The sequence below is a fragment of the Leptotrichia sp. oral taxon 218 genome, assembly GCF_018128225.1.
Lineage (GTDB): Bacteria > Fusobacteriota > Fusobacteriia > Fusobacteriales > Leptotrichiaceae > Leptotrichia.
This window is the reverse complement of sequence record NZ_CP072377.1, coordinates 1,494,675-1,515,683: the sequence shown is the minus strand read 5'-3', so window position 1 is coordinate 1,515,683 and position 21,009 is coordinate 1,494,675. Positions and strand designations below refer to the sequence as shown.

Annotated in this window: 29 protein-coding genes and 1 pseudogene; 10 read left to right on the top strand and 20 right to left on the bottom strand. The window is 26.0% G+C overall.

Features of this window, described 5'->3' with window-relative positions:
- Nucleotides 1-18 precede the first annotated feature (18 nt).
- The 9 genes from J5A73_RS07075 to J5A73_RS07035 all read left to right on the top strand — a co-directional run bounded on the left by J5A73_RS07075 (nt 19) and on the right by J5A73_RS07035 (nt 8,269).
- Nucleotides 19-1,266, top strand: coding sequence for an RNA-guided endonuclease TnpB family protein (locus J5A73_RS07075; protein WP_211614388.1), 1,248 nt, complete (start codon nt 19-21; stop codon nt 1,264-1,266).
- A gap of 29 nt (nt 1,267-1,295) precedes the next feature.
- Complete coding sequence (locus J5A73_RS07070) at nt 1,296-1,520, top strand: hypothetical protein (protein WP_371813430.1); 225 nt, start codon at nt 1,296-1,298, stop codon at nt 1,518-1,520.
- A 133-nt stretch (nt 1,521-1,653) separates the two neighbouring features.
- Nucleotides 1,654-2,646 carry a D-glycero-beta-D-manno-heptose-7-phosphate kinase gene (rfaE1, locus tag J5A73_RS07065; RefSeq protein ID WP_211614372.1) on the top strand — a complete coding sequence of 331 codons (993 nt, stop codon included), beginning with the start codon at nt 1,654-1,656 and terminating at the stop codon, nt 2,644-2,646.
- 94 nt (nt 2,647-2,740) lie between these two features.
- Complete coding sequence (locus tag J5A73_RS07060) at nt 2,741-3,622, top strand: ROK family protein (RefSeq protein ID WP_305798704.1); 882 nt, start codon at nt 2,741-2,743, stop codon at nt 3,620-3,622.
- A 51-nt stretch (nt 3,623-3,673) separates the two neighbouring features.
- On the top strand, nt 3,674-4,693 hold the full coding sequence (locus J5A73_RS07055) for a type II secretion system F family protein (RefSeq protein ID WP_249069200.1): 1,020 nt from the start codon (nt 3,674-3,676) through the stop codon (nt 4,691-4,693).
- A gap of 18 nt (nt 4,694-4,711) precedes the next feature.
- A complete protein-coding gene (locus J5A73_RS07050; protein WP_211614370.1) occupies nt 4,712-5,374 on the top strand; it encodes an O-methyltransferase in 663 nt (220 codons plus the stop codon).
- A gap of 19 nt (nt 5,375-5,393) precedes the next feature.
- A complete protein-coding gene (locus J5A73_RS07045; protein WP_249069199.1) occupies nt 5,394-6,131 on the top strand; it encodes an endonuclease/exonuclease/phosphatase family protein in 738 nt (245 codons plus the stop codon).
- 88 nt (nt 6,132-6,219) lie between these two features.
- A complete protein-coding gene (locus J5A73_RS07040) occupies nt 6,220-7,452 on the top strand; it encodes a glycoside hydrolase family 10 protein (RefSeq protein WP_211614368.1) in 1,233 nt (410 codons plus the stop codon).
- Nucleotides 7,453-7,591: 139 nt separating this feature from the next.
- Nucleotides 7,592-8,269 carry a thymidylate kinase gene (locus tag J5A73_RS07035; RefSeq protein ID WP_211614367.1) on the top strand — a complete coding sequence of 226 codons (678 nt, stop codon included), beginning with the start codon at nt 7,592-7,594 and terminating at the stop codon, nt 8,267-8,269.
- 141 nt (nt 8,270-8,410) lie between these two features.
- On the opposite strand, the gene putP is transcribed toward J5A73_RS07035, so the two are convergent.
- From putP to J5A73_RS06980, 12 genes and pseudogenes are all read right to left on the bottom strand, one after another.
- On the bottom strand, nt 8,411-9,844 hold the full coding sequence (putP, locus tag J5A73_RS07030) for a sodium/proline symporter PutP (protein ID WP_211614365.1): 1,434 nt from the start codon (nt 9,842-9,844) through the stop codon (nt 8,411-8,413).
- A 27-nt stretch (nt 9,845-9,871) separates the two neighbouring features.
- On the bottom strand, nt 9,872-10,570 hold the full coding sequence (gene rlmB / locus J5A73_RS07025; RefSeq protein WP_211614363.1) for a 23S rRNA (guanosine(2251)-2'-O)-methyltransferase RlmB: 699 nt from the start codon (nt 10,568-10,570) through the stop codon (nt 9,872-9,874).
- Between the two features lie 398 nt (nt 10,571-10,968).
- Nucleotides 10,969-11,916, bottom strand: coding sequence for a DUF5376 family protein (locus J5A73_RS07020; protein ID WP_211614361.1), 948 nt, complete (start codon nt 11,914-11,916; stop codon nt 10,969-10,971).
- Nucleotides 11,917-11,930: 14 nt separating this feature from the next.
- Nucleotides 11,931-12,314, bottom strand: coding sequence for an EndoU domain-containing protein (locus J5A73_RS07015; RefSeq protein ID WP_211614359.1), 384 nt, complete (start codon nt 12,312-12,314; stop codon nt 11,931-11,933).
- A gap of 119 nt (nt 12,315-12,433) precedes the next feature.
- The gene (locus J5A73_RS07010; protein WP_211614358.1) at nt 12,434-12,754 is read right to left on the bottom strand and encodes a hypothetical protein; all 321 of its coding nucleotides are present in this window, start codon (nt 12,752-12,754) and stop codon (nt 12,434-12,436) included.
- A gap of 83 nt (nt 12,755-12,837) precedes the next feature.
- Entirely contained in the window at nt 12,838-12,966 is a 129-nt protein-coding gene (locus J5A73_RS10685) for a hypothetical protein (protein ID WP_256438634.1), read from the bottom strand.
- A 35-nt stretch (nt 12,967-13,001) separates the two neighbouring features.
- Nucleotides 13,002-13,190, bottom strand: a pseudogene (locus J5A73_RS07005) (DUF4291 family protein); the annotation flags it as partial.
- The gene (locus J5A73_RS07000; protein WP_211614356.1) at nt 13,187-13,723 is read right to left on the bottom strand and encodes a HEAT repeat domain-containing protein; all 537 of its coding nucleotides are present in this window, start codon (nt 13,721-13,723) and stop codon (nt 13,187-13,189) included. The pseudogene J5A73_RS07005 and the gene J5A73_RS07000, both read right to left, overlap by 4 nt.
- Before the next feature lie 185 nt (nt 13,724-13,908).
- Nucleotides 13,909-14,232 (bottom strand): hypothetical protein, encoded by a 324-nt coding sequence (locus J5A73_RS06995; protein ID WP_211614349.1) that lies wholly within the window; start codon nt 14,230-14,232, stop codon nt 13,909-13,911.
- A gap of 1 nt (nt 14,233) precedes the next feature.
- On the bottom strand, nt 14,234-14,506 hold the full coding sequence (locus tag J5A73_RS06990; protein WP_211614347.1) for a hypothetical protein: 273 nt from the start codon (nt 14,504-14,506) through the stop codon (nt 14,234-14,236).
- Nucleotides 14,436-14,675 carry a hypothetical protein gene (locus tag J5A73_RS06985; protein WP_211614345.1) on the bottom strand — a complete coding sequence of 80 codons (240 nt, stop codon included), beginning with the start codon at nt 14,673-14,675 and terminating at the stop codon, nt 14,436-14,438. The genes J5A73_RS06990 and J5A73_RS06985 overlap by 71 nt, the downstream gene beginning before the upstream one ends.
- Nucleotides 14,676-14,785: 110 nt before the next feature.
- Nucleotides 14,786-15,586, bottom strand: a complete 801-nt coding sequence (locus J5A73_RS06980; RefSeq protein WP_249069198.1) for a hypothetical protein — start codon at nt 15,584-15,586, stop codon at nt 14,786-14,788.
- A gap of 300 nt (nt 15,587-15,886) precedes the next feature.
- On the opposite strand from J5A73_RS06980, the gene J5A73_RS06975 reads away from it, so the two are divergent.
- Nucleotides 15,887-16,228 carry a hypothetical protein gene (locus J5A73_RS06975; RefSeq protein ID WP_211614344.1) on the top strand — a complete coding sequence of 114 codons (342 nt, stop codon included), beginning with the start codon at nt 15,887-15,889 and terminating at the stop codon, nt 16,226-16,228.
- Between the two features lie 171 nt (nt 16,229-16,399).
- Here J5A73_RS06975 and J5A73_RS06970 read toward each other — a convergent pair whose 3' ends face one another.
- The 8 genes from J5A73_RS06970 to J5A73_RS06935 form a co-directional block, all read right to left on the bottom strand.
- Nucleotides 16,400-16,927 (bottom strand): HEAT repeat domain-containing protein, encoded by a 528-nt coding sequence (locus tag J5A73_RS06970; protein ID WP_249069197.1) that lies wholly within the window; start codon nt 16,925-16,927, stop codon nt 16,400-16,402.
- A 35-nt stretch (nt 16,928-16,962) separates the two neighbouring features.
- Entirely contained in the window at nt 16,963-17,130 is a 168-nt protein-coding gene (locus J5A73_RS06965; RefSeq protein WP_211614342.1) for a hypothetical protein, read from the bottom strand.
- A 94-nt stretch (nt 17,131-17,224) separates the two neighbouring features.
- The gene (locus tag J5A73_RS06960; protein WP_211614334.1) at nt 17,225-17,614 is read right to left on the bottom strand and encodes a hypothetical protein; all 390 of its coding nucleotides are present in this window, start codon (nt 17,612-17,614) and stop codon (nt 17,225-17,227) included.
- A 17-nt stretch (nt 17,615-17,631) separates the two neighbouring features.
- Complete coding sequence (locus J5A73_RS06955; protein ID WP_211614332.1) at nt 17,632-18,123, bottom strand: hypothetical protein; 492 nt, start codon at nt 18,121-18,123, stop codon at nt 17,632-17,634.
- 301 nt (nt 18,124-18,424) lie between these two features.
- Complete coding sequence (locus J5A73_RS06950) at nt 18,425-18,946, bottom strand: hypothetical protein (RefSeq protein ID WP_178936964.1); 522 nt, start codon at nt 18,944-18,946, stop codon at nt 18,425-18,427.
- A gap of 344 nt (nt 18,947-19,290) precedes the next feature.
- Nucleotides 19,291-20,058, bottom strand: coding sequence for a hypothetical protein (locus J5A73_RS06945; protein WP_211614330.1), 768 nt, complete (start codon nt 20,056-20,058; stop codon nt 19,291-19,293).
- Between the two features lie 25 nt (nt 20,059-20,083).
- Nucleotides 20,084-20,296, bottom strand: coding sequence for a hypothetical protein (locus J5A73_RS06940; protein ID WP_211614328.1), 213 nt, complete (start codon nt 20,294-20,296; stop codon nt 20,084-20,086).
- A gap of 483 nt (nt 20,297-20,779) precedes the next feature.
- The gene (locus J5A73_RS06935) at nt 20,780-20,992 is read right to left on the bottom strand and encodes a hypothetical protein (protein WP_211614326.1); all 213 of its coding nucleotides are present in this window, start codon (nt 20,990-20,992) and stop codon (nt 20,780-20,782) included.
- Nucleotides 20,993-21,009: the final 17 nt, after the last annotated feature.

Genomic DNA, 21,009 nt, shown 5'->3' with positions numbered 1-21,009 from the left:
AAAAGGAGGTGATTATCTATGTATTTAACATTAAAACAACAAGTAAAACATCTTAGTAAAAAGGAGTTTAGGAATTTAAAATATTTATCTCATATAGCCAAGAACTTAACTAATGAAGCTATATATAATATTAGACAGTATTATTTTAAAAATAAAAAGTATTTAAGTTATAATGAAAACTATAAAATACTTAAAAACAGTGAGAACTATAAGAAGTTAAATTCTAATATGGCTCAACAAATTCTAAAAGAAGTAGACGGAAGTTTTAAATCGTTTTTTGGACTTTTAAAACTTGCTAAGAATGGTCAATATAATTTTAAAGATATAAAATTACCTAAATATCTTGCTAAAGATGGATTTACAACTCTTGTTATAGGTTTTGTAAGATTAAAAGATGATATTCTGACAGTTCCTTATTCAAATTCGTTTAAGAAAACTCATCAGGAAGTTAAAATTAAGCTGCCACCAGTATTAAAAGGCAAGAAGATAAAAGAGATTAGAATAATACCAAAACAACATTCTAGGTACTTTGAAATTCAATATACTTATGAAGTAGAGGAAGTTCAAAGGGAATTAAACAAAGAAAATGGACTAGGAATAGATTTAGGTATAGACAATCTATGTACTTGTGTTACAAATAACGGAGCTTCATTCCTAATAGACGGCAGAAAATTAAAATCTATTAATCAATACTATAACAAGACAAATGCAAAATTGCAAAGCATTAAAGATAAGCAAAAGATAGAGCATATAACATTAAGGCAAAAGAGAATAGCTAGAAGGAGAAATAATCGCATAAATGATTATCTTTCAAAAGCAGCAAGAATAATTATAAATTATTGTCTTAATAATGATATAGGAAGAATAGTTCTAGGATATAATGAAGATTTTCAAAGAAAATCAAATATTGGAAGCATAAATAATCAGAACTTTGTAAATATACCATATGGAAAATTAAGAGATAAACTAATATATCTATGTAAACTATATGGAATAGAATTTAAACTGCAAGAAGAGAGTTATACATCAAAAGCAAGTTTCTTTGATGGAGATGAAATTCCAATATATGATAAAGAAAATCAAAAAGAATATATATTCAGTGGAAAAAGGATAAAAAGAGGACTATATCAAACAAGCACAGGTAAAATCATAAATGCGGATTGTAATGGAGCATTAAATATATTAAGAAAAAGTAAAGTTGTGGATTTAAGTGTCCTATACAATAGAGGTGAGCTGAACACACCTAAAAGAATAAGGGTAGTGTAAAGCTATCAAACTTCTTAGAAAATTTTTAAATATTTTTAGAGATTTTAGAACCCTGTGACTTTAGTCGTGGGAGGTTCAGAGGAGGATTAAAGCAAAATGTGAGTAAAGAGACGCAGAGAAGAGTGCCAATACTTTCAAAAATTCCAATAATTGGACCGCTTTTTAAGTACAGAAGAACAAATAAAGAAGTGAGAGATATTTATATTGAAATTGAAGCAGTTATACAAAATGACAAGACACTTTTGATAAAATAAAAATAAAAAATTTTTTCTAAATTTTTGATGAAAAATATTAAAATATGTTGTATAATAAAAATATATTCAAAAAGAAATAAATTTAAAAAAAATAAAAAATAAAAAAGCAAAAAAAATAAAAGAAAGGAAAAAAATGATTTCAATTCAAAGGCTTAAAGAGATACTTGAGAAGTTTAAAAGTGTAAAAATTGCTGTTATTGGGGATATGATGCTAGACGAATATCTTATTGGAAAAGTTGGAAGAATTTCTCCTGAAGCACCGGTTCCTGTAGTGAACATTGAAAAAGAGCGATTTGTATTAGGTGGAGCTTCAAATGTAGCTAATAATTTAATTTCACTATCAGCAAGTGTGTCGGTATATGGAGTCGTGGGAAATGATGCAAATGGTGAAAAATTTATAAAAGAGCTGGAAGATAAAAAAATTGACTCAGTTGGAATTGTGAAAGATGGTTCTCGACCGACGATAATTAAAAGTAGGGTTTTAGCACAAGGGCAGCAGTTACTTCGACTAGATTGGGAAAAAGATATTGATATTTCATCTGAAAACCAAGATAAAATTTTAGAATTGTTAGAAGAAGATTTGAAAAATATAGATGCAATTTTGTTATCTGATTATAATAAAGGACTTCTAACAGAAAGACTTTCCAAAAAAATTATAAAACTTGCCAAAGAAAATGGAAAAGTTGTAATGGTAGACCCAAAACCTCAAAATTTTAAAAATTATATTGGGGCAACTTCAATAACACCTAACAAAAAAGAGATTTTAGACTATTTTGGAATGAAAAAATTTTCTAGCGAAGAAGAAATTGTAGAAAAATTAGAGCAGTTAAAAAAAGAGTTGGAACTTGAAAATGTTGTACTTACGAGAAGTGAAGAAGGAGTTTCACTTTTTGAGACGGAACATAAAAGAATACCGACGGTGGCAAGAGAAGTTTACGATGTGACAGGAGCAGGAGATACATTTATTTCGACTTTTCTTTTAGCAAGATGTGCAGGAGCTGATTTGTATGAAGCTGGAGAAATTGCAAATATGGCTTCAGGAATAGTTGTGGCTAAAATTGGAACAGCAACTGCGACAAAAGAAGAAATTTTAGATTTTTATGAAACCGTGCAAGAACATTTATAAAATAAAAAGGGAGTTTTATTGTGGGAAATTTAAGTGAGATTAAAATTAAAATTAAAATTTAATTTATAAAAAGAAAGAAAAGGAAGTGAAAGTTATGGCAATTATTGCAGCAATAGAAGCTGGAGGAACAAAATTTATCTGTGGACTTGGAACCGAAGATGGGAAAGTGATTGAAAGAATTAGTATTCCTACAACAACTCCTGAAGAAACAATGGGAAAAGTTATAGAATATTTTTCAGATAAAGAATTTGATGTGATGGGAGTTGGAAGTTTTGGTCCAATTGACCCTGTAAAAGGTTCTGAAACTTATGGATATATAACAAAAACTCCAAAACCTTATTGGAGCGATTTTAATATGATTGGAGAATTAAAGGAAAAATTTAATGTTCCCATGGAATTTGATACGGATGTAAATGGAGCAGCACTTGCTGAATCTTGGTGGGGAGCAGGAGAAGGATTAAAAAATGTGTTGTATATAACAGTTGGAACTGGAATTGGAGCGGGAGCTGTCGTTGATGGTAAAATGGTTCAAGGATTGACTCATCCTGAAATGGGACATATTTCACTAAAAAGACATAAAGATGATAAATTTGAAGGAAGATGTCCATTTCATAAAGACTGCTTGGAAGGAATGGCAGCAGGACCAGCAATTGAAGATAGATGGGGTAAAAAAGGATTTGAGTTAGCAGAAGTTGATGAAGTTTGGGATATGGAAGCATATTATTTGGCACAAGCGTTAGTAAATTATATTTTAATTTTATCACCACAAAAAATTATTATGGGTGGTGGAGTTATGAAACAAAAACAATTGTTCCCAAAAATTAGAAAGTATGTTCAAGAAACTTTAAATGAATATGTGCAAAAGAAAGAAATTTTAGAAGACATTGAAAATTATATTGTTTATCCAGGATTAGGAGATGAAGCTGGATTTGTTGGATCAATTGCATTAGGAAAAATTGCGTTAGAACAAAAATAAAAAAATATAAGTAAAATATAAAAAAGTTTTTTTAAAAGGGGGAAGGTTATTGTGGGGAAAATAACTGAAAAGGAACTTTTGACATTTACAAAAAGTGTATATTATTTGTTAAACGGTAAAATTAGCTTAATTGATACACTTACGATTGTTTCTCAAAATTATAAAAACGAAATGAAAAATAAAATTTTAAAAACTAAAATTCAAATAGAGCAGGGAGTACCTTTAAATAAAGCATTTTATAAAATTACCCAAGAAAGAGAATTTTTAGAAATGATAAAAATTGGAGAACAAACTGGAAATTTGGAATTGGTTTTTAAAAATCTGTATCAAAAATATGAATTTAATCAAAAAATAAAAAAAGATATTATAGGACTTAGTATTTATCCAGTTACAGTGATTATTACAGCAATTATAATAGTTGCAGTATTACTAAAATTTGTTGTTCCAAAATTTGTTTCAATTTATTCGGATATTGGACAGGATTTGCCAAAAATTACTAAAACTGTTATAAATATAAGTAAAGTTTTTGATAAATATTGGATTCTTTTTTTTGGTGCGATGATTTTTATATATTTTTTGTTTTTTTATTTTAAAAAGAAAAATGAAGAAGATTTTGAAAAATTTTTTTTAAAGTTAAAAATAATTGGAAAGATGTATAAAGATATTTGTGTTTTAAATTTTACAAGAAATATGTATTCTTTGACTGATACAAATATATCGTTTGTGAAATCTTTAGAAATGTGTTCAAATTCTAAAAGTAATGTTTTAAATAAAGAATTGAAAAAAATTATTTCAAAAATTGAAAAGGGGGAAAGTATACAAAAATCATTTAAAAATACAACTTTTTTTGATGCGGAATACAGAAGTTTTTTAACGATAGGTGAGAGAACTGGAAAAATGGAAATTTCATTTTTTAATTTGAATGAAATATATTATGAAAGAGTAAATGAAAAGATTAAATGGTTTTTAAAAATGTTTGAGCCATTTTCGATAATTTTTATTGGAATATTAATTGGTGGAATAATATTTTCAGTTATGCTTCCAATTTTTAAAATGGGAGAAATGCTATAAAAATAAAAAAGGAAAAATATGATAGAAAATTTTAATGAATTATCAAAGTATACACAAGATTTATTTTGTGAAAAAAATAAAAAATCAAAAAAATATGAGATTATAAAAGAAATAAAAGAAGAAAGTTTGGAGAAAAAAGTACCTATAATTACAGATGATGTACTTAATTTTATGATATTTGCTGCAAAAAATAAAAAGTCAAAAAAAATTTTGGAAATTGGAACTGCAACTGGGTATTCAGGAATTTTTTTGGCACAGATTGCAAATAAAAATGATGGATTTTTGACTACAATAGAAATTGACGAAATTCGTTATGAAAAAGCAGTCGAAAATTTTAAAAAAATGGGACTTTTTGAGAAAAATAATTTGATTATGGGAGATGCACTTGAAGAAATACCAAAATTGGATAAAAATATAAAATATGATTTTATATTCATAGATGCGGCCAAAGGTCAGTATTTGAAATTTTTTGAGATGTGCTATGAACTGCTTTGCGAGGATGGAATAATTTTTATTGATAATATTGTATTTCGTGGGCTTGTGGCAAAATCTAAAGAAGAAGTTCCAAAAAGATATAAAACGATTGTAAGAAGATTAAACGAATTTATTAAAAAATTAAATGATGAATATAATTTTGTTTTGTTGCCGTTTGGAGATGGAGTTGGAATAGTTAAAAAATAAAAATTAGTGGAAAGAAGTGATGAAAATGAAGTTTCTTTTGTATAATATACGGTATGGGACAGGAAAGTATTTAAATCAGCCATTTAAACATATTAGAGGATATTTAGGCCGCTCAAACTGGCATATTCACAAAATTGGAAGTCTCATAAATAAATATAAACCTGATATAGTGGGACTTGTAGAAGTTGATTTGGGTTCTTTTAGAATGAAAAGTAAAAATCAAGCTACTGTGCTTGCACGAATTACAAGAAGTAATGATGTCTTTCAGTATAAATATAAAGAAAATTCAAAATATATGAAATTTCCAATGGTCCGTAAACAGGGAAATGCACTGCTTTCAAAAGGTGAAATAATTAGGAAAAAATTTCATTACTTAGATAATGGAATGAAAAAACTTATAATTGAAGCGGAAACTGAAAAAGTTGTAGTATTTTTAGTACATTTGGCGCTAGGAGGAAAAACTCGGCAAAAACAGATAGTTCAGCTCTATGATTTGGTAAAAAGTACAAAAAAACCTGTGATTGTCGCTGGAGATTTTAATGCTTTTTGGGGATATGATGAACTTGCAATGTTTTTAAAAGCGTCAGGATTAAAAAATTCGAATATAAATTCGCAACCGACTTTTCCCAGTTGGAAGCCTAAAAAAGAACTTGATTTTATACTTTGCTCAAAAGAAATAAAAATAAATGACTTTAAAGTTATACAAACAAAACTTTCTGATCACTTACCAGTGTTAATTGATTTTAATATATTATAATTTTGCAAAAAATCCAAAAAAAAGTTGCAAAAATTGAATAAATATATTAAAATTATAGTGAAAAATATATTCAGAAAGGAGTTTTTTAGTGAAATCAGTAGTAAAAAAATTGTCATTATTAGCAATTTCGATTTTGACAGTGACATCGCTAAATGCCGCTAATTTAGTAGTTGGTGGAAATAAGAATGCAACAAAAATAGATAATGCAAAAATAGCAAAACCTAAAGAGTTGAGAGGTGTGTGGGTTGCAAGTGTAAGTAATATAGATTGGCCGTCAAAACCAGGTCTTAGTGTAGAAAAACAAAAAGCGGAGTTTATTTCAATTCTTAACAATGTAAAAAGTTGGAATATGAATGCCGTGTTTGTGCAAATTAAACCAGAATCTGATGCCTTTTATCCATCGAAATACGCACCTTGGTCTCGTTATTTAACTGGAACTCAAGGAGTAAATCCTGGATATGATCCATTAAAATTTATGGTGGAAGAAGCTCATAAAAGAGGAATAGAATTTCACGCTTGGTTTAATCCTTACAGACTTACTGCAACTGGTGGAAGAGAAAAGTTATCAAGTGAAAGTATCGGTAAGAAAAAACCTGAATGGACTGTGACATATGGTGGAAAAGTTTACTTAAACCCTGGAATCCCAGAAGTTAATAATTATGTTGTAAATAGTATTGTTGAAGTTGTAAAAAATTATGATGTTGATGGAGTTCATATGGATGATTATTTTTATCCATATAAAGTAAAAAATGAAGAATATCCAGATTTTGAACAATATCAAAAATATGGGAAAAAATTCTCGAATATTGGAGATTGGAGAAGAAATAATGTAAATACTCTGATTGAAAAATTGCACAAAGAAATAAAAAAAGAAAATCCTAATGTAGAATTTGGAATAAGTCCTTTTGGCGTTTGGAGAAATGATTCAACAGATCCTGTAAGAGGTTCTGCAACGAAGGCTGGAGTTCAAAATTATGATGATTTATATGCAGATATTTTACTTTGGATGAATAATCATTGGATTGACTATGTTGCACCACAAATTTACTGGAATCAAGGATTTAAAGTTGCTGAATACAATACTTTAGTAAAATGGTGGAGTAAATATGCAGCTGAAACAAATACTGATTTATACATAGGACAAGCTGCCTATAAAGTAAATGAATGGAAAAATGCAAAAGAATTGGTAAATCAAATTAATTTTAACAGAAATTATCCAGAAGTCAAAGGAAGTATATTTTTTAGCTATAAATCTTTATTGACAAATCCAAAAAATGCGACAAATAGCTTGAAACAAGGACCATATAGTTTGAATAATTAATAAATTAGAGGTTAGTTCTAAAAATAATTCTTTAGAACTGTCTCTTTTTTTTATTTTTAAATTTTAGAAAAAATTTTTTAAATATGTTATAATATAAAAAAGTATAATAAAAAAATTATAAAAAAGGAATTAAAGAAAGATGGGAAAATTAATAATTATTGAAGGAACGGATGGAAGTGGAAAACAGACGCAGACAGAATTGTTATATAAAAAATTATGTAACTTAAAAGGAAAAGAAAAAATAAAAAAAATATCTTTTCCAAATTATGACAGTAAAGCTTCGGAACCAGTAAAAATGTATCTTGCAGGTGAATTTGGAAAAAAAGCTCAAAGTGTGAATGCTTATGCGGCTTCAGTTCTTTATTCAGTCGATAGATTTGCTTCTTATAAAATGGAGTGGGAAAATTTTTATAACGGTGGAGGAATAGTCATAAGTGATAGATATACAATTTCAAATATGATTCATCAAGTTCCAAAAATAGATAATGAAATTGAAAAAGAAAAATATTTGAAATGGTTAGTCGATTTAGAATGGAATAAAATTGGTTTGCCTAAACCTGATATTGTGTTTTTTTTGGATATTCCTTTTGAAATTAGTGATGAACTTATGAAAAATCGGGAGAATAAAATAACTGGAGAAATTAAAAAGGATATTCATGAAAAAGATAAAGAGTATTTGAGAAAATCATATGAAACGGCAAAAAGCCTTGCACTAAAATATAGCTGGGAAATAATTTCTTGCGTAAATAATGGAAAGTTAAAATCTATTGAAGAAATTAATGACGAAATAATGGAAATTGTAAATAAAAAATTATAAAAAAAATTATCTTAAAATGACAGGAATAAAAATATTTCTGAAATTTTAAGATAATTTTTTGTTTCTTTTATTTATTGTTATTGTTTTATTTTTAAATTTATTTAAATAAAATATTATTTAACAAATTTAAAATTTTTATAGTTAATTTGAAGAATTTTTTTTACTGAATTTTTCCAAAATATACAAAGTTAAAGAATTTATTATAAATCCAGGAACGATTTCGTAGACTGTTTTTCCAAGTCCGCTTTGATTCCAGAAAATAACTGTGACAGTTGCGATAAGCATTGAAATTAATATATTTTTCCAATGTAAATTTTTCTTGTATAAAATGAATAAAATAACAGGAGAAAATACAGCTCCAAAACCTGCCCAAGCATATGAAACTAGTGATAAAACTTGTGAATTTGGATTCATTGCCAAAATTGTTGCAACGATAAAAATTAAAATTATACATATTCTTCCAACCCAAATAAGCTCTTTGTGGCTTTTTTCTCTCTTTACAATGTATTTATAAAAATCTTCTGTCAAAGTATTTGAAGCAACCAATAATTGTGCAGAAATTGTTGACATTATGGCTGATAAAATTGCAGCGTATAAAATTCCTGCAACCCAAGGATTGAAAAGTCCACCAATCATGTAAATAAAGATTTTTTCAGCATCACCTGAAATTGTTTTTATATTAGGGTAAAGTGCCATTCCTGTAAGTCCAACTGCAATTGAACCGACAAGGGAAATGATGACCCACACCATTGCAATAAGCCGTGCTTTCCAAAGTTCGTTTACATCTTTAATACTCATAAATTTTACAATTATGTGCGGCTGTCCAAAATATCCAAGTCCCCATCCAAGTCCTGAAATAATGACAGGTAAACTAAGTGCTTCAGGATATCTTAAAAGATTTAAAGAAATATGTTTTTGAACCATGGCAGTTTCAATTCCTTTGTTCCCGCCAACCACGAAATATGCAACGACAGGTACGACAATTATTGCAAAAAACATAAGAATTCCTTGAAAAAAATCAGTCCAAACTCCAGCTAAGTAACCACCTAAAAATGTATAAATAATAATAGTTCCACCACCTATTAAAACTCCCCATTTGTAATCAATTCCAAGTAGTGATTCAAATAATTTCCCGTTTGAAACAAGACCTGAGGCTGAATAAATTGTAAAGAAAAATAATATTACAATAGCAGAAAAAGTTTTGACATATCCTTTTTTGTCATCCGATTTTCTTGATAAAAATGTGGGAATTGTTAGTGCATCATGCTCTTCAGTCTGAGTTCTAAGTTTTGGCGCAACGAATTTCCAGTTCAAATATGTTCCAATGATAAGACCCACAATGACCCATATTTGCTTTAATCCAGACAAATAAACAGCTCCAGGCAATCCTAAAAGCAACCATCCGCTCATATCACTGGCTTGTGCTGACATCGCTGTAACCCAGTATCCAACACCTCTTCCACCTAACACATAGTCTTCGTGGGTGTCTGTTTTTGTATAAAAATATACACCTATTCCTATTAAAAATAATAAATAAACTCCAAATGTTATAAATGTTTCGATTCCAACTTTCATTTTTTCTCCCTTATTTTTTATAATTTTTTATTTAGCTATTTCAGAAAGTAAAATTCCACCTGCAACGGAAACATTTAAAGAATTAATTTTTCCGTTTAAATGAATTTTTACAATTTTATCACAGTGCTCTCTGACTTTTTTTCTCATTCCATTTCCTTCGCTTCCAAGCACAAGACAAACTTTGTTTGGATACTTTTCTTCATAGTAGTAACATTCACCATCAGCTTCTGCACCATAAACTGTGTATCCATATTTTTTTAATTTGTCAATTGTATCTGAAATATTTGTCACTTTTACAATATCCACATGTTCTATAGCACCTGTTGATGATTTTACAACTGTTTCTGTCACTTTTACGCTGTTTCTGTCTTGAATGATTATTCCGTCAACTCCAAAACATTCAGCACTTCTGATTATTGCACCAAAATTTCTTGGATCTTGAACTTGATCTAAAATTACTACTTTTGATTTTTCTTTTCTCAAAACTTTTTCCAAAAATGCGTTTAGATCAACATAGTAGTCAAAATCTGAGATTATTGCGACAACACCTTGTGAATTTTCAATTCTTTTGTCGTTATAAAAAACTTTTATATTTTTTTTACTTGCTAAATTTAAAATATTTTTTATAGTTTCTTTCTTGACTTTTTTATAAATTTCAAGTTTTTCAATATTTTTATCGGATTTTAAAACTTCCGTTACAGGATTAATTCCTATGATTTTTTTCATATTTTTCTCGTTCTCGCTTTCTTTTTGTGATTTATATTAATTATAACAAAAAAAAATGATTTTGTCTTGTTTAAATTTTATCTATTTTAAAGAAAAAAATTAAAAATTTTAGTTTTACTGTTCTTTTACTATGAATTTTAAAAATATTTTATCTAACCATAAAAAATATCATTTAAAAAGCTCATATAACATCTATACAGCTCAAAAAATTCATTTTTAGTATAAAAATTATTCCTTAAATGAAAATTTTAGCTTATAGGGGTTATATGGGCAAATTTGATATAATCAAAATATTTTGTGTTAATTATTTGGAATGTATAAAGTTGAAAGAAAAAACTGGACTTTCATTGTATCTCGGGACAAGATAGTTCTCCCCGTCTGTTTTTCTGTAATATATTTTATTCCTTTGTTAAATGATATTTTTCAATGTATTCTTCCATATATTTCACACCTGTTTTTCTTCTATTTTTTCTGGCTATATCAAGTGAAGTATTCCCATTTTTATCTTTAAATAAAATTTTTAAATTGGGTTCTGAGAATACTATATTGTATAATGGTGCCATTTTTTTATCAGGATATAATATCCCGTATGTTGAAAAAAGACAATTTAGTGAAGATTCTCCTGTATTCATATCTATTGACGATAAACTTTCTCCTCTTTCTAGTAATATTTTGCACAAATCCAATGTAATTTCTAAATCTGTTTTTCTATTATCCAAGGATATATTACTAAACAATGGGAAAAACAGGTTTATTCCCTCCCCTTTCTTCTTTTTGACTGAAGCTCCCTTTTCTAATAAAAATTTAACTATTTTATATTTTTCTTTAGGTTCATAATTGCAAAAAGCAGTATATAGTAAATCTTCCTCATATTGTTGCCCCTCCTCAAATTTTTCCAGAAAAGTTTCATATGTACCAAAATATGCTTCTGAATACACAGTAGGATTTTCATTATCAAGCAATTCAACTATCTCTTCATAATTTAATTCTGGTTCTCTTTCTAAAAATTTAGTCCATTTTTTTAATAGTACTGACATTGATTTCCTTGAAATTTCCGCCTGCGAATATCTATCTTCTGGAGAAAAAATAAATGAAAGATACATGTTGTTCGCTACTATATATCCTGCCCATCCTTCAGTTCCAGTTTTTACATCATATACATCACTTCTCAACATTTTTATATTATGTTTATAATCAATTTTTCCATTTAATATATCTTCTTCAATATCTGCTAAATAACTTGCTACATTTTTTTCCTGTATTGAATTATTTAAACTAATACAATCAGCTCTCGTTTTAATAAGATTATTATTTCCTACAGACACAAATTTAAATTTAAACTTCATTTTAATATCCTTTCTTATTGATTTTTTTTAGGAAATACTGTTGTTCTCGGATATTCGAATCCTTCTACTTTAATTCCTGATGGCGTAATTCCTTCCCATTTTGATTGATTTGTAGGATGCTGAGTTCTTAATTTATACGCCGTATCATTTTCAACTTTTATTCTATTCCCTGTCCACCATTCTGGAAACATAGTATTTATATATCTCTTCGGAAGCCATTGATTAGTTCTTGAATTAAATATCTCAATATTATTTTTACGAACTCCATTTGATGTAACTCCCAAATCATTGATAATTCTAACGGTTGGAGTTAGAGTGCTGTGTCCTCCTACTGGATCTCCATATCTGTTTATTTCTCCGCTTATTATATGATTATCAAAGTCTATTGGAGCTGTCACATTTCCAACATTTCTATCTGCTCTCAGATATGCAACACCCTTTGAAAGATTTTTACATGAAATTAAATTTGAGAAAATTAAAAAAATTTTGCATTTAATATTGCAATTTAGGATAAAAATTACCAATCTATTACATTCTCTGAACGTAATATGTCCAAAAATTTTTTTCTTAATTCTAAATTACCGTCAATAACCTCATCTAATAAATCTTTTTCTATTAATGCCCAATGAAATATCCCTGGAAGATGCCCAGAAAGATAAATTGTTCTAAAATTTATATTTGGGTCAATAATCTCAACTTCACTTTCTGAATAAACATATACTCCACTATATTTATCTGTCATCCCCAAAAAAAGTGTTTGATTTCTTTCTTCATCCCAATAAATACCAAAAATTTCTGCTATTTCCTCTTCATTTTTATCTCTTTTTATTATTCTCATTTTACATCCCTTTCTTAATTTGAAATATTTTATTTGGATTAAGTATATTTCTTTATTATTTTGGTAAATTTCATTTTAAACTTTCACTGTGGTTTCGTTGTATTAACAATTTCTAATAAAAATAGTTTACTTTTTTCTATTTTTCCATTGTTTAAAATTCCAATATTTTGTATTTCTATATTGTTTTCTTCTTTTTTCCGAAAACCTTCCATTATAATTCATCCTTTATTCTAAAAGTTTTTCAGTTCATCATCCATAAGAATGATGGCTTTATCCATGTCATTCTTGTAAGGCTGAATTTACTTCCAAACTTTCCTAATTTTAAAGCCTTGTCTGCTATTTCATTGTTATATGCCTGATAAACTCTTATTGTTTTATCATCAAATACAGCATAAATATTTCTTTCTTCTTCTTTTTTCATAATTAATCTTTTCATTCTACATCTTTATTTGTGAAATCACATCTGTTTAATTGCTCCATTGCATGTTTTCTTATCATTTCTTCATCACTTTGTAATAATAATTCCAATTTTTCTTTCGCCTTAGGAGTGTTTATGTCTCCCAAAGCAAAACAGCATTTTCTCACTAATGCAAAATTATCATCCCATTGATATTTTTCAAAATTTGAAATTGCTAGTTCGTATATACAGTCTATTGTAGAAGGTAATTCTAGTTGCTGGAGATAAAACACTATGTCTTCGTGTTTTCCATGCCATTCTTCTTTTGTTAATTTGCATAAAATATCAACAAATTTTTCACTATGTAATTCAAACATATATATTGCTAAAATCAAAGTGTTTATACTTTTTCCATTTTTTTCATTATATGCTTTCTCCAACTCTGTTTTTATATACTCTATTCTTTCATCATCATTTTTTAAAAATTCCTTTTGTAATTGTTGAAAACTTATTTGTTTTTTATATTTTTTCGACATCAAATTTTCCAATTTTTCAAGATTATTTTTTTCCATTTTTTATTATTTCCTTTCTAAAATTGATCTCTTTTATATTTTTATTAAATATTTCCAGTCCTTTTCCATCACCTAATGTTCTAGTTATTTGTTTTCCTTCTTCTTTAAAAAGTACTTTTTATACAGTTCATTGTATTCTTTTGTTGATAATTTTTCCGTTTTTCTCCTTTTTCATTACATATTTTTTAATTTATTTCAATAAATTTGTCTAACATCTTATCTATTTGCTCTACGTTTTGCTGCAAAGTGGTATTTTCATTATCATAATAAAATAGAATTATCTTTTCATCACTCACTCTATAAACTTCAAAGCAAATATTTTTATAAGGTGCAAAAATAGGTTCTGCAATTATTAGTGAAGCTAAATATTTTTCTTTTTCTAAAATTAAATAATATTCATTTTTATTATTTTTAACGATATCTATTGCTATATTTTTTAATTGAAATTCTTTTATTTTCTTTTTCAATATATCGTCAATTTTATTTTTTAAATTTATAATTTCTGACATTTTATTTTTCTCCCTTTATTTCAATATTATAAACTTTTGGCATCTCTTTAATTCCCTCTAATCCTTTTTTTATGTTAAGCCTATCAACTGGAGAACCTGGTCCATGAATTATCCCCCAATTCTCCTTTCCTCCTGGTTTAATAATATTTTTATCTATATCAAATTCAACAAAGATTGAACTTTTTTTTGCGGCCTTAAAAGCTTCAGGATTGGATGAATTGATTACATATGTTATCCCTCCTTCTGAACTCTGAATCCTTCCTGTTTTTAACATTTTTCTCCTTTATTCCTGAAGTAGAATTTGCAGTTACTTCTCCGCCTAAATGCTCTATTGCACCATATTTTGTGTAATTATTGCTACCCTTACCGAATTTATCTTCGTCACTCAATGACAATGCTGATACATTGAATTTATTTACATCATCAGCTACATTATCCATCATTGACTGAATCAATTCCTCATTAGATTTTCCATTTATGAAGGCTGTACTGTGATATATCTTGTTAGAAACTTTCTTGTGTTAAGCTACCTGTCGTAAAAATATATTTTCGTCTAAAAATTTTCTTTAAAGTTTTCAAACATTTTTTGAACTTCATTATCATTATAAATATCTTCATAAGCATTAACAATAATTTCAAGTTCTTTTAAAAAATCTTCTTTTGAAATTCTTTCTACATTCATTTCATCCCTATTATCTCTATATCGTTCAAAATTTAATTCCTTCCCTTTTAAACTTTTATTTTCAATATCAAAATTTTTCTCTTTGTATAAAAAACCAACATTTCCAAAACTTTCATATTCTAAATCTTTTGAATAATATTCTATTTTAATATCATTTTCTATTTCTATTCTATATATTTCAGAATATTTTTCTTTTTCTTCAATTTGAAAATAATCAACTACATTTATTCTAAAAACTCTCTTTTTGTTAAGCATAAATTCTTTTAACCTATCTTTTCCAAGAAGACAAGAAAAAAATTTCTTTTTTATATTAATATCCCAATAATTTATATATTTTGTATAATAATTAATAAACTCCAAATTATATTTATTTTCTTTCTCGTTATATTTTAATAAGAAATTTCTTAATTTATCTCTTTTAAATAAATCTTCTAAATCAACATTTATTCTAAAATTTTTAAATTTTTCCATATATTCTATATAATTATGCAATTCTTGTTCAACAAAACTTATTAAGTTAGCATAATCAACGATATTTTCAAAATAGTAAATTAAAAAATAAGAAAAAAGTTCTTCATAACCATAATAAACTCTAATTTCACTATCAGAATTACACTCAGAAATATATAATGCTGTTTCATCGGTTTCATTCCAGCCATTATTAATATACATACCCTGATCTTCAACTATTGTAGTTTTTGTTGAATTATCTTCGTATATATTTGAAACTACATATGGAAAATTTCCTATTCCTTTTTATTATATTATATTTAATATAGATTAGTCAAATTTGAATTAATCTTTCTACAACTTACAAAGTAAGTTGTAGCTCGTTACACCAAAAATGACATTACCGAAAAATCGGCAATATCATTTGTTGGTTCACTCGCTCTTGCAGAGAGCTAAAAAATATTATTTTTTACAAAATTAAATAGAAATTTTATAAATAAATATAAAAAAAGGAGAATAACTATGGAAGAAAAAAGTAATCTAAAATCTAAGAAATTTAATCAGAAATCTTATCTTTATGGAATGTATAAAAATAAGTTTTATCCAGTAATTAACTTTGAAGAATTGTTAAATTTTGAAGAAGAACTGACTTTAAAAAAACAATATTTTGAATTTGAAAAGCAATTTAAATTAGAAGAAAAAAATATAAAGAAATTCAGTTCAGGAAAAGAAAATCCTGTTACTAAAATTATGGAATCTGCAACTAGACTTTCCAGTATTCAGAAAGAAGTAAAAGACTATTTTTTAAGTAAAGAATTTAATGAAAAAGTTAAAGATTTAATTTCAAAATTTTTGGAAAGATAAATAAAAAAAGGGAGTGTCCATGTATAATTTTAGGAATTTATATAAAAAAATTTATGTTCCCGAAGAATTAAAAAACAGGATGATGGGGTGTCATCCTGATTTATAGAGTTTGTGAGAGAGTTTACACAAAATTATGGACACTTTCGTATAAAATTATGGACACTATCTACTCTATGAAAAATCATATATTTCAAACACGTCTGATACATAATTTCTTACTATTTCTTCATCACTTTTCAATAATAATTCTAATTTTCTTTTAGCTTTGAGTGTTCCAATTTTTCCTAACGCATAACAACATTTTCCTACCAAAGCAAAATTATCATCCCAACGATACTTTTCAAAATTTGAAATTGCTAATTCATAAACACAATCTACTGTATTAGGTGATCCTATATACTGAAATATATTTGCAATATCTTCGTGTTTATAATGCCATTCTTCTTTTGAAAGTTTACATAATATATCAATAAATTCTTTAGAATATAATTCAAAGCAAAATATCGACATTACAAACAAATCTACTTCATGATAATCCTTGTTATGATATGCTTTTTCTAATCCTATTTTTATTATCTTTATTTTTTCATTATCACCATACAAAAAATTTTCTTTTAAATATTTTATTGTTATTTCATCTTTACAATATTGTTTCAACATTATTAATAATTTTTTCAATTTTTTTTCTATTTCTATCATTTATTATTCATTTACACCTATCCCGTATTTTTTCATTAATCATTGAATTTTATGATATATCTCATCCACAGTCCATCAATTATATATACTTCATTATCTTTATAATTTCTGTTTATCATATTTGAAAACTCATTTATTTCTAATTTCTTTAACAGACTATCATAATAATAAAGTTCAGAAAATACTGACTTAAAACTTTTCACATTAGAAAAAATCAGACATTTATTATTATTTTTATGCCTATAATAAATATATAATTTTGTATCTTTATATCTACATTTTTTTATAAAAATATTTTCAAATTTCTGTTTTAACATTACTTATATCCCTTTCTATAATAATTTCAACTCTTACTTTATCTTTTGATATTATCAAATTTTCATATTTTTCATTTTTATTAAAAATTATATTTGCTTCTTTAAAAAAATTTTCATATTCTTTTGTTTTTTTGATATATATTCCTTTTTCCTCCCCATCTTTTTCAACTATATAGTTTATAAAATTCAATAGCTGAATTTTTATAGTTTTATTCCTATATATTTTATAATTTATGTTAAGATTTTTTAAAATTTGTTCTTCTTCTTTTGAAATATTTAAAAATTTCAGTTCTATTAATTCCATAATTCCTTCTTCTGCATATTTCTTATATTTTTCAAATTCAGAAGTAATATAATAATTAACTTCCATATTATGATTCCTTTCTATTATTGAAATTTAATTTTTGTAACCCATGAACCTGTACTTCCTTTAAACAATTCAATAGTTGGATAACTACCATTTATAACTGAAAAATCTCTATAAGTTAATTTATTTCCAAATTTATCGAATCCTATTTTTATTACTTTTCCTCCAGAATTTACTTTAGTTTCTATTTCCCCGACTACTCTACTTTCGAAAAATTTTAATGCTTCTTCTTTTGTTCCTTTCAACATTTTTATAGCATTACTAGAAGTGGTCTCTGAAGAACCAATTTTTCTTAAATCTTCTAAACTCATTTCTTTAATTTGTTTACTTGTAAATCCATTTATTATTGGAACAGTTTCCTGTTCAACTTTAGTAACCGGTTTAACTACAGGATTCTTTGGTGCTTCCAGTGTTGTTACACTCTTTCCTGATGTAATCAAATTTGAACCAATTGACCCTGTTACCGTTCTTGCAGAAGATGAAGTTGTTACCGTTACTCCGGAAGTTTCCATTTTTTTAACAGAAGTTACAGTATTATTTACACTCCACTCATTACTTCTACCTAATACATGGTTTCCATTAGAGGTTTTTACTGGTGTTCTTGGAATTTCTGGTTTAAATTTCCAATTTGATTTTTCTGAATTTAATGTGTAACTTTTTTCCCCTGTAGATCTATGCGAATTATTTGAACTCCTATGAGTCCTATTATTAATATTTCCTATAGATTCAGATCCTTCTTCAAGAACTGTCGCTCCTTTTCTTGTAGCGACGATTATGTTATTTTTTATTATGTGTTAAAAAAAATTTTAATATTTAACTTTGTAATTTAGATAAAATTTCTCTATATTTTTTTATTACTTTATCTTCTGTCAAAAACTGAATTCCCTTTAATTTATTATGTTCTTTCGATATAATTTCATTTTTACTTATATCATTATTTTGTATTATTTTTTTTAATTTCTTTTTAAAATTTTTCCATATTTTTTTATTATCATGAATCATTTCCAATATCATGTTAATTGAAAATATATCTAGATATTTTAAATCTTTTTCAAACGCACTTATTGTTTTATCTAAAAGATGATTATCTTCTAAAGTTTCAGTTAATATATATAGAATATTCCAGTATTTATCATATTTTAAGTTTATATTCTTCACTTCACTTATTGTTGATAGTATTTTCTCTACTTTTTCTTTTAACCATTTTCTTTCTTCTTTTTTTGAAATATTAAATTTCATATATTGATCAAGATACTCCTCTCTTTGCATATGAAAATAACTTCCATTATAATGTAAAAATATTTTTTTTGCTTCACTATAGTCTTTTATAATCATTATTGTTTCACCGCTTTCCAGAAACCTTTCTTTTTTTACATACTCTTGTCACATATGTATTATCTCACAACAAAAATTTCATCTATTTTAAAGAAAAAAATTAAAAATTTTAGTTTTACTGTTCTTTTACTATGAATTTTAAAAATATTTTATCTAACCATAAAAAATATCATTTAAAAAGCTCATATAACATCTATACAGCTCAAAAAAATCAATATTTGGAATACAGAAAAAATGTAAAAAAAAACTGCATCTCCTATTTTGTGACCCAAATTTAGGTGTAATGTAAAATAATTCTCTGACATCTTTTTTCTTTTTTTTTAATGTAATTTTTTATTTATTATTTAATCTTTTGACTGCTCATTTTTTTCGTCAATACAACTATTAAAAATTCTTGATTTACACCAATATTCTTTTGGAAATTCATTTTCAAATAATATTTTTAAAGTCTTAATCAATTTTTCTTCATCTTCAGAAAGACTGATATCTTTTTTATGCAATATTTTATTAGGAGTAAATATTGTATATTCAAAATTATAATCTGGAACCCAATAATAACTTTCTTCTTGCTTTATTGAATCAATTTTTTCTATAATTTTAAATATTTCATTATTTTTTTTAGATATTTTTCTTATTTCAAAATTATTATAATGTAATTCAAGAGAGACTTTATTATCTTCGATTTCCCATTTTCCAAACAAAATATTACTTTCTTTATCTTTCTTTATTATGCAAGTTGGATATAAATTCATATAATATTTTTCTATGTCTAATGAAAAAAAATTTAATACTTTTGATTTTGACTCTTCATCTAAATTATTTAAACAATGAATTTCTGGATAATTATTCTTTCTAAAATATATCTGAGCTTTTTTTTCAACATAATTTTTAGATTTTAAAACGAAATCATACGAATAATACGTAGTATAATGATTATATACATTATGAATAAAAGTATTTGTTTTTCCATCATAATATAATGGTACATTACCTGTTGTTAGATTTTTTAAACAATCTTTATTATCTGGACTACAAAAAATCTGATTGATTATTGTTTCATCATAAGAATAATCAGGTATTCTGCCAAATATTTTTATTTCTTTACAATACATAATATTATTAATAAAATAACCCTTTTCATTTTTTTAGCTCCGTCTCTTTTAGAATATTCTTTACATTGCCAATTTCATCAAATTCTATTTCAAATTCTTTTTCTAATCCAGAAAATATTATAATTTTTTTTATTTTGTTTTCTTCATAATTATAATATTCTACAACCTTTTCAATACCAGTTTTTATATTTGATTGTTCATTCAGATTTTCTCCATATAAATATCTTGCTATATTCAATTTATAAATATTTGCGTTTTTATAAATTTCTTCTCTTTTTATTTTATTATTTTTATTAAAATAAACGATTTTGTTAATTTCTTTCTTCTGATTAAAAAAGATAATAATATTTCCCGATGTTTCTGAAATAGTGATAAAGTCTTTATGATTAACATTTTTTTAGATAAATTCTTCATATTTTAAATCCATTTTCCTAGTAAAATTGTCATCCATTTTTTTAAACTCACTACCAAGTAAATTTAATGAAATTATAAAAACTATAAATTTTTTCATCATTTTACCTCTCTAATATATTTTTTGCATATTATATTTTTGACGAATGAATGCATCAGGTTTAAATTTTAACTCTGCATATCCAGTTCTTTTTCTGAAACATGAATTAAATTATCCAATGCCTTTGTAATGTCTTTTATTTTATCTTTAATCTTATTCGAATTTTCTTTCAACTTATCAGGATTAGTAGCATACTTAATAGACTAGCTCTCAAACACTGCAATCTTTTGTAACTTCATTAGCTTTCATAACATCCCTATTTATTGAACCTTCAGAAGTTTTACCTATTTCAGCATTTCCAACTACTGTATTTCTAGTTACTTCTTGTTTATTTCTATCATCTTGATTAAATCCAATATTTGTAACTCTAGGAGATTTTCCTAATGAAGCTCCTGTTGTTGTCATTGTATCATAGTTCTGCATATTATGTCCAGGATACT